Raw genomic sequence first — 13,932 nt, 5'->3', positions numbered from 1 at the left:
GAGCCGGGGGCTCATTCCTCATTCGCATGCTGCGGGGCTATCTCCGATCCTACGGAAAAATGGTAGCTCATGGTCGCCTTCACAAGAGGATCATCCAGCGAGATCAGCACACGTAGAGGCCCCTTCGGGCGCACCAGCTCCTGCTCGACTGAGAAGGGCACATCGCCGCTATCTATTTTGACATGCAGACGGGCGTCTCCATCCGTAATCAGGAGTTCGCTGGGGCTCATTTGCTCAACACTGCCGTAAGTTATCAATGAGCTGGCGAAGGCCTCGGGCTTGGAGAATGCCACCGTATCGGTCACCTGCAGCTCGCCTGCGCCCTGACGCATATAGACATACTCGCGTTCGAGCTTTGCCAACGTAGAGACCGCGTACGCGCCTTTGAGATCGAAGACGACCCGATCCTCCCCATCGGTAAAATCAGTGCTCACCACCTCTGTCGTCGCGGTTCTTTCGCTGCCCTGTAGTTGCCCGGCAATGACAGGCACCGGGTGGCCGATGGAGTTCAGCATCGGCGACTCATAGCGCTTGGGGCCGAAAGTAGCCGCCGTGTACGCCTCACCGCCGGGGTCGGTGATGACCTGTCGGCCTTGATTAGCGATGATGAACTGCCCCAGATCGTTGTGTCCGTGATTTTCTCCGTTGCGCCCGCCCTTGACGGCGATCGCCATTTGCTCAGAAGAATCACCCGGCATGCGCCCGACATAGACCTGCGCCTCCGGGAACCAGCTGCGCAGTTGGTCCTCTCTCATCGCGGCGAGCGAGAGCGGTCTGGACGGGCTAAACGACACCCGAAAGCACTGCTCCAGAAACAGCGGGATCGCAGGGTACGGTTCCTGTTTCACATCGCCGGACAGCGGCAGGTGGCTGGCACACACATCGAGTATCCAGGCCTCTGGCTGAGGGTTTCGCGGGCTGTCCCCAAAGGAGGGGAACTGGCGCGGAGCCATCTCCAGACGCGCCGGATAGGTGGCGATCTTGCGGACCAGTGGGCTCTCATAGAGGTCTATCTCGCCTTCGCTCAATCGCCAAAGCGTTTCCGCCAAGGTCACATAGTGCCCGAATCCATAGTTCCAGTAGGACAGGCCTTCGGTACAAAAACCATCACTGCGAAAACTGTTAAAATAGCGAGGCAGTGCGGCCTCTGCCCCGGCCACGATCAACCCGCGCGTATCCTCAGAAGGCAGTGTAAAGAGTGCTGCCGCCACGACACCCGAGTGGCAGACGGCGTTCCAGTTGTTATCCCATTTCATCCATTTGCACAGCGAGTCGTCCTGGCCCGTCAAACGCTTCAGGTAGGGATCAAATACTCTGCGCTTCAGCTCAGCGTGAGCCTGTTCAGTGAGTTCAGGAGAGAGTTTATCTCCCAAGAGCGTCAGCACACCAGCGACGGCGAGCCCTCGCCGGGACGCCCCCAAATCGACATCGACGACCTCGCCGTTGAAGTTCTTGAGGTCACGGTCATGCGCCGGCATCACCCACGTCTTCTCAACGAGGATGGCTTGCAGCTCCCTTTCGATGGCAGGGATGAATTGCCCGTTGTTTGCGACAGCTTCTGCGGCGGTGAATGTGCCCAGACGCTCGATTCGTGCGGAATACGGGCGCTCGTACCCCTTGCGTGTACCCTTGGTTGTGAACGTCAGATAGAGGTCGTCGGGCAAGGCCGGGACCGGTTGATTCAGGAACGTCTTAGCCTTGGCTAACAGCTGCGGGCTCTGCCGACCGTATGCCTCCCATGCACTACGATCACTAACTGGCGGCACATAGGAGCCAGGCTCCACCGGAAGCATGCCGGCGATATCCCAGGCCCGATCCTCCAGCGCAGAATCGGACACCTCCCATGCGTAGGCTTGCGGGGCGGGATCCGGATCGGAGCAGCCTGCGAGCGCAAATGCCATTAAAATAGAAATGATCAAAATATATCTTTTTTGAAATGCAGTCATGAATCGTGGCTTAGTGAAAAGCTGAAGCTAGTTACTGAACTCCTCCTCGGGCACGCTCTCCACATGCCAGTCTACGTAGAGCACATTTCGAAAGGCTTCGTGGGCGGTGCTGGTGATGCCGTTTGAAGCTCCAGAAGCATCCTGCAGCACGACGGTGGTGGGCGGAGATTCGATATCGGTCAACCGCATCACCGCCTGAGGGTATCGGTTGTGCTGGTAGCCAAATATCCGTGGATTTCTCCCGGTGCTGTAAGATTTAATCTCTGCCATCGAGCGCGTATCTGTAGCGCGACGGACACAGGCCGGGCAGAAAAACATATCGAAATAGCGCCGGGAGCCAATCGTCTCTGACGGCGTCATATAGTCCTCCAGCACAGTCGGCATGTGACTACCACGCGGCGCCCACGCACTCATATCCGAGTATAAGGGGCCGGGAAACTGAAGGCTGTGATCATTCAGATAGAGCTGCAGCGTCTGGCCGATTTGACGCAGGTTGGCAGCACAGCGGGTCTTCTCAGTGGTTGCGATACTACGGAAACCAATGGGGATAATGATGGATGCCAGGATCGCTATAATCGCGATGGCCGCCAATAACTCGAGCAGCGAAAATGCCCGGTGGGGTTTGGAGAAAAGCATAACGGGGTTGGTTATGCCCATAAAGTTGCACAAGTAAGCTTGTCAGACAACCCATCGTCCGTTAACCAAGGTGAATGGCACAGCGAGTTACCCAGAAAGACATCGCCGAGAAGGCGAACGTCCACCGCTCTACGGTGAGTCTGGCGCTCAAGAACCATCCCGGTATACCGCAGGAAACGCGTGAGCGCATCATGCAGCTGGCCAAAGAGCTGGGCTACGTGCGTGACCCGATGCTCTCGGCCCTGGCCGCGTACAGTTCGCAGTCCCGGCCGGTCGCCTTTCACGGGACTCTGGCCTGGATGGTCCGCAGTTCGCAGGAGTGGAACTGGCATAATGTCCGCCACTATCGAGACTACTTCAACGGAGCCCAAGCTCAGGCTGCCAGTCACGGCTATAAGCTGGAGATCTTCGATTTAACGACTGCAGGCATGACCTCCAAGCGCATGGCCTCTATTTTCAAGGCTCGCAACATCGCGGGTATCCTTGTCTGCCCCCAGCCCAACCAGCTTACACAAATCGACTTCCCGTGGGAGAACTTCGCCTCCGTCACCTTTGGCTACACTCTTCAGAAGCCGCGGTTGAATATGATAACGGCGGCCCACTGCAAAAACGTCCTGACGACGATGCGGGAGTTGGCCAGACGCGGCTATAAGCGCATTGGCTACGCTTACCCTTGGGAATTTAACGAACGCACGGACTACAACTGCCTCGCCGGCTACCTGACAGCCGTACACCTGTACGGGTTTGAGCCGATCCCGCCCCTGTCCTATGATCACAAAGGCTACCATCAGGAGTTTCGTGCGTGGGTCGATGAGAACCGGCTGGATGCGGTCGTCACGGTTGACTGGAAAATCAAGAAGACACTGGATGCCGCTGGCCTGGAATGCCCGCGTGACATCGGCGTAGCCGGGTTCACCTACTCTGCCGAGACTCCGGGCGTCTCCAGTATCGTCGAGAACTCGACACTCATCGGCGAAGAAGCGGTCACCATGCTCGTGTCCATGCTCCACAACGGCGAGAGAGGACTGAGCGACAACCCGCGCTGTATCCTGATAGAAGGCAGCTGGTACAACGGCGGAAGCCTGCGCTCCGCTCAGTAAGCCCTGGCGTTACCGTTTTCTACTGGAATATAGCGGTTATCATTAACCTTGGTGAACAACCCATGGTTTGTGAAATCAATCAGACTGAGATTGAGTAAAGGCCTATGAAAAAAATATCCCAAAATTGTTACCTGTTTCTACTCTGTGGTGCCCTGTCCAGTTTTAGTCTCTGCGCGCAAGGGGCCGTACTCGTCGAGGATAACTTCAACGGTTACTCGCCAGTGCCAGAGTCACTGCCTACAGGTGAGTCCCCGGAAATCTGGAAAACGACCCTCACCAATGCCAACAAGACCTTTACCGTCGTTGCTGACACCGGAAATCTGTTCGGGCAGGGGACATCCAACCAGTTCCTGAACATGGCTGTCACCAGCTATGATACCAGCCTCCAGCCCATGGCGGCTACCAATACCTTCAACTCCACTCAGAGCGGACAAATCTCCCTGGACTTCTACGACCCCACTGGCAGCACGGGTGACGGCTGGATCATGCGTTGGGGCACCGGTAACGGTAACAGCACCTCCGCATTCGCATTGTCGATCCAGGACGGATCCTTCTACCTGTACACGGGCGGCTCCATCACGAAGCAGGATGCCGTCGCGAGCTACACTCAAGACACAGTCAACAACCTCGTGGTCGTCTTCAACAATACGGGCTCAGCACTGACCTATGAGGGTGGCACCGTGGCCTCCGGCATGATGGATGTGTGGCTCAACGGGACACGCGTTGCCAGCGGCGTCAGTAACACCGGCAACATCAGCACCGGTACCTCGCTGAACAGCTTTAACTTCGTGTCCAAAGCTCAGTATGTGGGCTCACTCTATATCGATAATCTGTCCATCGACAGTAACGCCTCGATCCCCGAGCCGTCGGAAAGTGCCGCCATACTGCTTGCTGCGACCTTGCTGCTGGCGTTCCTGAAGCGAGTGAAGGGCCGCCGTTAAGGGCAGGCTTGGGGTATATCTCTTTAGACGCCCCTCCGTATATAAACCCCATATCGATTCCTGCGAGTTGGCGCCCCAAGCGTGCAACACGGGATGCTTGTACCTATGTTAAAGCAGAACTCAGCCAAAGAACGGGAGAACGCCTCAGACGATCTCAAACAACAACGCATCGCTTACTCCCTGAACGAACGGTGTCGGCAATACTTTTTCCCCAACGGGATCGATGCAGAGATCGACGGAGCCCAGGCGATAGACGTCCCGGCCCAAGACTGGGAGGAGCAGCTCCAGACCCTGCGGCCAACCGTCCTCCTCACCTCATGGAGCACGCCTCCCCTGCCCTCCGCCTGGCTGGAGCAGGAGGACTGTCCGCTGCGCTACGTCAGCCATGTGACCGGTTCTGTCCGTGGCATCGTCCCCCGCTCCTTTATCGAGCGTGGCGGGCTCGTCTCAAACTGGGGTGCGATGTGCGCTCCTCAGGTAGCCGAGTACGCCTTGCTACTGGCCCTGGGTGCTCTGCGCAGTCTGCCCCAGTGGCCTGCGTATATCCAGCAACCACCCCGGCAGCGCAGGCTGACGCATCTGGGCACGCGTACCCTTTTCGGCAAGCGTGTCAGCATCCACGGCTTTGGACGGGTGGCTCGTACACTGGTCCAGCTGCTACGCCCTTTTTCCGTCGAGATACGGGCATTCTCTGAGGGTGTCCCGCACAAGCTCATGCATGAGGAAGGAGTCACCCCCTGCCAGTCGCTCAAAGAACTTTGCCAATCCTGCGACGTGTTCTTCGGCTGTGAAGCCCTTACCGAGCTATCCCGTGACAGCCTGACGGCAGAACTGCTGGCGACCATCCCCGACGGCTCTATCTTCGTCAACGTCGGGCGCGGTGCTATCGTGGACGAGGATGCCCTGCTAAAGGAAGCGTCCAGCGGCAGACTTCGCATCGCCACCGATGTCTGTATCACTGAACCGATGGCCTGCGATTCGCCTCTGGTAACAACACCCGGGCTCCTCGCGACACCGCATATCGCTGGTCCGACGGCCGACCAGCTCGCATTACTTGGGCAACACGCCGTGCAGAATATAGAACGATTCCTGCGCGGAGAATCTCCGCATGATCTAGTGGACCTCATCAGCTATGACCGGGCCACATAAACGGACCGTCATGCCATAGTAATTGATAAAGGCGGACCGGCCTAGGTTCACCCGGAACAGTCATCTGCTCAGCAGCTTCTCAATAATCGCACTTGATGAAAAGACCACCGAACATCCTCTTTGTTTTTCCCGACCAGTGGCGGCACGACTGGTCCTGGCAGAGTGAGCTGCCGCTGCGGCTCCCCTTTTGCCAGAGTGTGGCACGGCGGGGCCTGAGCTTTAGCCATGCCGTCACGCCCTCTCCCCTCTGCGCACCGGCCCGCGCCTGCCTCGCCACAGGTAGGGAGTACGAGCACTGCGCGGTCAAGAGCAACAGCGACGACCTCGATCTGGATGAACAGACCTTCTATCAGCGCCTGCGCGAAACCGGCTACCAGGTGCTCGGCTGTGGCAAGTACGACCTGGCCAAGGATGCCAACGACTGGAGCCCAAACGGGCAGCACCCTCTGCCTGACGGCACCAACCGCCTCGACCACTGGGGCTTCAACGGCGGCGCCGATGTCAGCGGTAAAATCGACGGCGTAACCGAAGGAGCCCGCGACAATCTGTGCCCCTACACATCCTTTCTCAAAAGTGAAGGCCTGCTCGATGTCCACATCGCCGACCTGAATGGGCGTAGGGACTACTACAGCAATGCGCCGACTCCCCTCCCCGACCGGGCTTACCTGGACAACTTTGTCGGCCAGCAGGCCGTTGATCTACTGCAGGGCGCTGGTACACAATCCCCCTGGTTCCTACAGGTGAATTTTTGCGGGCCGCACTCCCCCATGGACACCACCCACAGCATGTTTGACTCCGTGCGCGGGCGCACATTTGGAGAGCCGCCTCCCTCTGAGCTGGCGGACCCCGAAACCCGCCAGAACACCCGGCGCGCCTACGCCGCCATGATTGAAAACATCGACCGCTGGGTCGGCCGCATGCTGCAGGTCATCCATGAGCGCGGGGAGGATGAGGAGACTTTGATCGTCATCTCCAGCGACCACGGCGACATGCTCTGCGACAAGGGATTTTTCGGTAAGAACCTGCCCTATCAGGCCTCCGTCGGCATCCCGCTCTGCATCGCCGGGCCGGGCGTGAAGGCCACCGGGACCAACGACTCCGCCGTCTCCCTCATTGACCTCTCCGCAACCTTCCTGGACTACGCCTGCGGGGAAACTCCACGCTACAATGACGCCTGCTCCCTGCGTGCAATCCTGGAGGGCAACGCGCGCTCAAACCGCGAGGCGGTCTTCTCGGGACTGGGCAACTGGAAGTCTGCCTGCGACGGGCGCTGGAAGTGGATAACCGGCTACGACACCAACCGCGGCTTCAAGCAGCAGCTCGATGCCCCCCAGCCCGTACCGGACCTGCTCTTCGACCTCAAAAACGACCCAGCCGAACTCAACAACATCGCCGCAGAAAATACGCAAAAAGTCGAAGAGCTTAAGAACTGCTTCATGCGCCACACGGCCCCCGCGTAAGAATGCGGTCTACACTCAAAGCTGATTGAGTCGGCATGGCCTCGCTCGCACACTTCAGTGCGAGCCGTGACACAACTCCAGATGGTCAGGCCGGTTTTCTGTCGATGACACTGTTCCGCTCAATGAGCTGGTAATCGAGGATCGTTTCGCGCGGGAAAGAGTCCCGGCGCAGAGCGGCGTCGATGGCGTCCACAGCAATCGACGCCAGCTTACTGTAATCCTGTGTAATCGTTGTTTGTGAGGGCACACAGTAGCGCGAGACCATCACCCGCTCCGAGGAGATAAGCGAAATCTCCTCGGGAATCCGCTTACCATACAGGGAGAGCGCATAGGCGGTAATGATACCGCCCGATCCCCCCGGCGCAAAGATGGCGTCCACGCCGTGACGCAGCAGCTTACCCACCTCCTCCACATACTCGACCTCACTCGCCAGCCGCAGGAAATAGCTTTCTGCCGGTAGCCCGCGCCGGGTCAGGGATTCTTCCAGGCAACGCATGCGCAGCTGCGGGTTCCCCAACCGGGAGTTACTGATGAGGCAGCCGATGCGGCGATGGCCCAGCCGGTAGAGATAGTCGATGGCCAGCTCCATCCCCTGCTCCTCGTTTGAGCGCACGGATGTGACCTGCTCAAAGCCACCGGGCACCTCGCGGTCGATGATAACCAGCGGAGCGTCGAAGCGCCGCCCCCAGTTTTTCCAGGGAGACTCGCCGGAGCTGATCTGGATGGCCCCGCAAAACTGCGTGTTGTCGAGCTTGTCCAGGCCGTCCTCGGACAGGATTTCGATCCGGTAGCCACGCCGGGAGGAGGCCTCTGCCAGATGGGAGACGACCATGTCCACGTAGTTTTGCACGGGGTGCTCCGAGCGCGAGGGCGTGATCAGGATCACCGTGCGACGTCGATTGGACAGGCGTGGGTAGTAGTCATGCGCCCGGGCCACGCGCAGGACGCGCTCACGCAGCTCCTCTTTCACATTGGGGTGGTTACTGAACACACGGGAAACGGTCGCAATCGAGACCTCAGCCTCCCTGGCGATTTCATGGATCGTAGGCATTTTGGGGGTAATTTTGAAAGTTGAGGATAAAAAACCATAATCCCACGCCTATTTACAGTCAATTTTCACAGAAACGCTTACCACGGAGCCGGTTTGTGACTTTCGTCAGGTATAAAAGCCAACCATTACACTGAAAAGACAACCAGCGTCGCTGACATTAGACACATAGCAGGACAACTATCGTCCCAATCTCCTATGGATTGTAAACAAAATGAAAGCTGACGACATTTACACCTCTATTTACATTATGTTTTCAGCATTGTCCTTGTTCCGAAGCTTATAGACCTCATGATAAGAAGCTGTCCAGAGTATCGGCCTACGCATTCCCCTGAACACTCATGAACACACATACCCCACAACCTCTGACCACCGCGTGCACAGCAATCGGTGTCCGCAGCATATCCGACTGCCACAGTACAGGGCGAAATGGGGTATTGGTCGAATCCGCTTATAAGAAAAAGGAGTTTAGGCTATAGTCCAGGCTCCCTCAAAAAAATGAATATCGAATACATTACCCTTTCCCTTTATCTTGGTGTCCTGCTTCTGCTGGGCATGGTTTTTGCCCGTTTCAACAAAGACCTCAGCGACTTCGTGCGCGGCGGTGGTCGTGGCACATGGTGGCTGGTCGGTACGAGTATCCTGATGAGTGGAATCAGTGCCTTCACCTTTACGGGAAACGCTTCGGCAGCCTACGAGGCTGGGCCGAGCCTGCTGGTTCTTTACCTGGCTAACTGTGCTGGATTTGCGGTCGGGGGGCTGTTCCTGGGTCCATGGTTCAGGCAGACGCGGGCCTACACGACCGTGGATGTGATACGCATGCGCTTCGGCATATCGGTCGAGCAGTTCTCGGCCATCGCCGGTGTGTTCCTGGGGCCGTTTGGGGCTGCCATCCAGCTGTACGCGCTCTCGCTCTTTGCCAGCACGGTGCTGAACCTGCCACTGGTGCCCGTCATGATAACGATCTGCCTGATCGTGGTTTTCTACTCCACCACCGGGGGGAAATGGGCGGTCATGGCGACGGACTTTGTGCAGGCACTGGTGATGTTTGCGATTACGGCGCTGGTGTTTTTCCTGTCGCTGCGAGCCATTGGGGGATTTGGAGAGTTCTTCAGTTATTTCAGCGATCCGCGCTTCGCGGAGGATTTTCGCTTCTTTAACGATCCGGGTCACTTCTCGGGAGACCGCTTCACATACAAGTGGGCCATCGTGATCTTTTTCATGCAGCTATACAGTCAGATCAGCCTCAGCTCAGCCGGGCGTTATATCTCGGCGCGCGACGGCAAGGAAGCCGCCCGTGCCTCCTGGTGGGCCTTTATCATGATGGCCATCGGGAGCCTGATCTGGTTCGTCCCGCCGATGGTTGCGCGGTTCATGTTCGCGGATGAGATCATGGCCAGTGCTGTGGAGAAACCGACCGAGACAGCCTACGCGTTTATCGCCATGAAACTCCTCCCCAACGGCATGATGGGCATGATGATTGCGGCCATGTTTGCGGCTACGATGAGTAGCATGGACTCCGGGCTAAACGGCCAGGTGGGCGTTATTGCCCGCAACATGATCCCTCGCTTGCGGGGGGCGCTTGGGTACCACAAGGAACTTTCACCGAAAACAGATATCCGCATCTGCCATATCTCAACGCTGATCCTCGGGTTGATCATTGTGAGCTATGCGCTGCTGCTGGCGAACCAGAGCGAGATCGCACTCTTTGATGCCTATCTGATCATCGGCTCGGTCATCGGCGTGCCGATGGGCTTCCCCAAGCTGATGGGCCTGTGGCTCAAAAAGCTACCCAAATGGTCATATTTCCCGATCTTTGGAGGCTGCATGATCCCCTCGATCTGGTCGTTTATCGACGGCTACCTGAGCGGCGAGCAGTGGACGGTCCAGGAGCGCACGATGTGGATTTTGATCTGTGGGACACTGGCGACCATTGTCTGCCGCCTGATGAACCGTACCTCCTCCGAGAAATCTCGTGAGGAGATCGACAACTTCTTCAAGATGATGCACAAGCCGATCGACTACGAGAAGGAGATTGGCTCGTCCACCATCGACTATGCTCAGTACTACTTGCTGGGTAAGTCCGTCATGGCGGTGGGAGCGCTGATTATGCTGATCCTGCTCGTCCCCAATGATCTATTCAGCCGCCTCTGCATCCTGGCGGTGTCCCTTTTCGTCATCCTATCGGGACTGCTGCTATACCTCGGCGGGCTCCGTGCGCAGAAAAACGTGGAGGCTATTATGGCGGCTCGGGAGGCCTCAGAAAAGGAAGAGCCCGAACACGTCGGCAATCTCAATCAGGCTGCAACCGGGTCTGACCAGGCCTGACCGTGGCCTTGACCTGTCTACGCAAACAGTACCCCGTTGAGATTCAGTCCAGACGGGTCAATGGTGTGACTGAGCGTTTGGTTATAAAGGCAGCCCATGACTTAAAGGTTAGTTTCGAAAAGTTCTGGTAGCACGTTAAGCCAGCCGCAGCTCTCAGCATGCCTTGACTCCGCACCCTTCAAATGCCACAGATGCCGCGCAGACACACGTCGCCCCTCGATACTAAAAGAAAACGCTGAACAGCTTCGCCTCTTCGGTGATGACGTTCCCGGCAGATGCAAAGTCACAGACCTTTGTCTGAAGCGATCGACTGCCATCATGTATCTCGGCCTCGAAGGCATAGTCCACTCCGTTGGGTGCGATGGGCGTGAGCGTGCACGTAAAACCGGCCGACAGCGGCGGGCCAAACATCTCCTCCTCCGTATTTCCGATAAAACGACTGCGGGCGAGCAATAGCGGCCCGTACTGCAGAGTGCTGCCACGCTCAGTACGCATCAACGACTCGATGCCTGGCTCAATCCAGCGCTTGCGGTGCCAGGCCGGAACATCAGGCGTAGCTGCGTGCTCACGCACAACAAGCTCGCGCTCAAAGCACAACTCTGCACTGGACTGACCGGACTCGACGGCAAGGTCAAACCACTCCCCCTCTCCCGTTGGCGTCGTACGCTCAGTTTCCAGCGCACCCTCGATCTCCAGCGTGGCTGACATCGCCCATCCCGGGATACGAAGGCGCAGCACAATGGGCTTATCAAGCTTTGCATCCCAGGTGATCTGCACCTTACCGGTACCGAGATAGTCACCGCTGACACAGAGCTTGATCGAGCCGCCGGAGGGCAGCTCCAGCTCGGACTCAAAAGGCGAATAGAAGTTCACCGAAACACCGTTATCGTTCACGGTGGTGGCCATTTGGGCGAAGTTGAGGAAGCCTCGCGGCATGTTGTCCACACAGCAGTGGTTATGCTTCATTTTGGCCTGCTCAAAAACGTAGAGATGGCGAGTATGGCTGCGCACGCCACGGGCTCCCCACTTACCGTCCCGACACACGGAGGCCAGAAAGGGGTTATAGAATGCCAGCTCAAAATCGTCCAGGTAAACGCTGTCACCGGTCTCCAGGTAGAGCTCTCCGTTCAGGCGCATCCAGTGGATAACATCGCAGGGCTCAGTGATGGCACTGATCTGCGAGGACCCATGGTGAAAGATGTCATTAAAGCCGACCGAGTGGACCACGTTGTACTCATGCTCTTTTAGCAGCCGGTGAAAACAGATGACGCTTTCGAGCAGTTCGCGCTCTCGCGTGATTCGGTAGAGCTCGATGACTCCTTCGAAGCAGGACATCATCTCGTAGGCCTTGGCGAAGTCATGGGGATTCCCGTACCACTCATGGACCGGCTTTCCGCTAAGCGCGTTAGTGATAAGGTTCGGACACAGGTCGTCCTCGCGCCTCCAATCAGCCACGATCTCCTGGGAAAATTCCAGGTAGCGCTCATCCCCGGTCTGACGATACAGCAGCAGCATTGGCTTGAGAATCGAGCCGCTGGCCACCCCGGCAAAGGTTCCCGTCTGTCCGAGTCGTATCCCATTCTCCTTCAGCGAGGTAATTAAGTGCATGGCCAGCCGCTCGGCCGCGTGCAAGATCTCCGACTCGCCGAGCAGGCGGTAGGCCTCTAGCAGGCCCCACAGGGTGTACTTGCGGCACCAGATGTTCCAGTTCCAGTTACACGGCCACCCCAGCGCCTTTTCGGTCACAGCAGGGTCAGCGGGGAAAATGTTCATCGGGTCACGGTAAGTGCCGATATACCCGGAGGGCTCCTGCATCTCCATCAGCGTATGCACGCTGGTTCGGATAAACTCCTTAAGTTCCGTGTCGTGGACATACTCACAGTGACGCACTGCGCCGATCATCCATTTACCCCAGTACTCGCCCTGCCAGATGCCATGCACGCCGGAGCTGTCGTCCAGCTTATTGCGAAATGCGTCCTCCGCTTCGTGAAAGACCACCCGATGCGCCCGCTCGGAGATGATGCGCTCGTAAGCAAAGGTTTCCAGGTGCTCAGCAACAGGTCCGCTCAGGCGCAGTCGGCCCAATGAAGGCGGCAAAGTCTCGGAGTGTGAGGATACTTTCATAAGCGATTCCAATCTTTTAGGAGGTACAGGTGACTCAAAATACAGATCGCTCATAGAATACTTTATTACAGGCATTCCGAAAATAGCTTAACATCCATATTACCTTTAATTTTGTCCGAAAACACCGGCTCGACATCAAACACGCAGACAAATCGGTATGACGCGAGATGGTCGGCGCTGTGCCTGTGACAAAAATCAGGGCTATTAACTGCCCGCAAACAATCGCTTGCGATAGTCTCGGGGAGCCTGTCCAAACGCCTTACGAAAACGCGTGGAGAAGTAATAGGGATCTGGCATGCCAACCTGCTCCGAGATCTCCGCAATCGACAACTCAGGCAATGCAAGGAGCTGTACTGCGCGCCTAAGCAAAGCCTCCTCACGGTACTGCCGAGGAGAAACCCCGACAGCTTTCTTAAATTTCTCGTACAGAGCCGTCCTGGACACACCGCATAGTCTGGCAATCTGATCGATACTCCCATCGCTCTCCGCCAGAAGCTTTTGAGCAGCCTGCACCCTACGGTCGATACCCGCCGCTTCCGCCATGTTTTGATTGTAGCCGCGCACCAGTGCACTTTCCACGAGGATGAGAGCCAGCTCACTCCAATTACGTGTACGCTGCAAATCAAGCCGATGGGCCTCCAGCAGCGAAGTCTGCGACTGCATAAAGTCCTCGTGCAAAAGGCTTGCCTTCCCTAGCCCCGGAATCGGCTCTGGCCACTGCAGAGCATGCATGACATGCGACCGGATCGGAAAATGAAACCAGAGAAAATGCCAGGTCCCGACAGGTTGAAAGGCGTGTGCGACACTGGGCTTCAGAAGAATAAGATCACCAGACACAGCGGACAGCCGATCATCATCCCCGTAGGAGATAACTCCCTCTCCGTCCACGCACAGTAGCAATCCGGCCCGATCAGTGATACGCTGCTTCCAGGGCGAAGTTTCCGGCTGACAGTGACGATACCCACAAATAAAACCGTGGTGCGGAGAGGCATGTTTCACATGGGATTCCCTACCATCCACCGATGAGCTAGAATCTGGTACAGACATGAAGATAAAACCGTTTGGGGACAAAGAGACGCCAGGAAGAGCGTCTTTCAAAGACATGCCATGCATCTAGCAAAAATATTGGATATTGTCCACCATGAGTCGAAAACACAAAGATTATATCCAACGGCCAAAATCTTCATAAAACTAAAGTTT

Annotated in this window: 10 protein-coding genes; 5 read left to right on the top strand and 5 right to left on the bottom strand. The window is 57.1% G+C overall.

Going from position 1 to position 13,932, the window contains the following annotated elements; all coding sequences use genetic code 11:
• Positions 1-11: 11 nt before the first annotated feature.
• Positions 12-1,901, bottom strand: coding sequence for a heparinase II/III family protein (locus tag K0V07_RS08280; protein WP_220620926.1), 1,890 nt, complete (start codon positions 1,899-1,901; stop codon positions 12-14).
• A gap of 72 nt (positions 1,902-1,973) precedes the next feature.
• Positions 1,974-2,582 carry a prepilin-type N-terminal cleavage/methylation domain-containing protein gene (locus K0V07_RS08275; RefSeq protein WP_220620925.1) on the bottom strand — a complete coding sequence of 203 codons (609 nt, stop codon included), beginning with the start codon at positions 2,580-2,582 and terminating at the stop codon, positions 1,974-1,976.
• Between the two features lie 74 nt (positions 2,583-2,656).
• On the opposite strand from K0V07_RS08275, the gene K0V07_RS08270 reads away from it, so the two are divergent.
• The 4 genes from K0V07_RS08270 (at position 2,657) to K0V07_RS08255 (ending at position 7,232) form a co-directional block, all read left to right on the top strand.
• The gene (locus tag K0V07_RS08270) at positions 2,657-3,682 is read left to right on the top strand and encodes a LacI family DNA-binding transcriptional regulator (protein ID WP_220620924.1); all 1,026 of its coding nucleotides are present in this window, start codon (positions 2,657-2,659) and stop codon (positions 3,680-3,682) included.
• Between the two features lie 104 nt (positions 3,683-3,786).
• Positions 3,787-4,623, top strand: coding sequence for a hypothetical protein (locus K0V07_RS08265; RefSeq protein WP_220620923.1), 837 nt, complete (start codon positions 3,787-3,789; stop codon positions 4,621-4,623).
• A 105-nt stretch (positions 4,624-4,728) separates the two neighbouring features.
• Positions 4,729-5,772 (top strand): hydroxyacid dehydrogenase, encoded by a 1,044-nt coding sequence (locus K0V07_RS08260; RefSeq protein ID WP_220620922.1) that lies wholly within the window; start codon positions 4,729-4,731, stop codon positions 5,770-5,772.
• A 95-nt stretch (positions 5,773-5,867) separates the two neighbouring features.
• Positions 5,868-7,232 carry a sulfatase-like hydrolase/transferase gene (locus K0V07_RS08255; RefSeq protein WP_220620921.1) on the top strand — a complete coding sequence of 455 codons (1,365 nt, stop codon included), beginning with the start codon at positions 5,868-5,870 and terminating at the stop codon, positions 7,230-7,232.
• Positions 7,233-7,317: 85 nt separating this feature from the next.
• Here the strand turns inward: K0V07_RS08255 and K0V07_RS08250 are convergent, their stop codons facing one another.
• Complete coding sequence (locus K0V07_RS08250; RefSeq protein WP_220620920.1) at positions 7,318-8,283, bottom strand: LacI family DNA-binding transcriptional regulator; 966 nt, start codon at positions 8,281-8,283, stop codon at positions 7,318-7,320.
• 495 nt (positions 8,284-8,778) lie between these two features.
• Here K0V07_RS08250 and K0V07_RS08245 point away from each other — a divergent pair, with 495 nt between their 5' ends.
• A complete protein-coding gene (locus K0V07_RS08245; protein WP_220624047.1) occupies positions 8,779-10,608 on the top strand; it encodes a hypothetical protein in 1,830 nt (609 codons plus the stop codon).
• Positions 10,609-10,830: 222 nt separating this feature from the next.
• On the opposite strand, the gene K0V07_RS08240 is transcribed toward K0V07_RS08245, so the two are convergent.
• Positions 10,831-12,732, bottom strand: a complete 1,902-nt coding sequence (locus K0V07_RS08240; RefSeq protein ID WP_220624046.1) for a beta-L-arabinofuranosidase domain-containing protein — start codon at positions 12,730-12,732, stop codon at positions 10,831-10,833.
• Between the two features lie 204 nt (positions 12,733-12,936).
• The gene (locus K0V07_RS08235; protein ID WP_220624045.1) at positions 12,937-13,836 is read right to left on the bottom strand and encodes an AraC family transcriptional regulator; all 900 of its coding nucleotides are present in this window, start codon (positions 13,834-13,836) and stop codon (positions 12,937-12,939) included.
• Positions 13,837-13,932 lie beyond the last annotated feature (96 nt).

Source organism: Ruficoccus sp. ZRK36, from assembly GCF_019603315.1.
GTDB lineage: Bacteria > Verrucomicrobiota > Verrucomicrobiia > Opitutales > Cerasicoccaceae > Ruficoccus.
The sequence above is the reverse complement of the archived record's forward strand: the minus strand, read 5'-3'. Positions and strand labels throughout refer to the sequence as shown.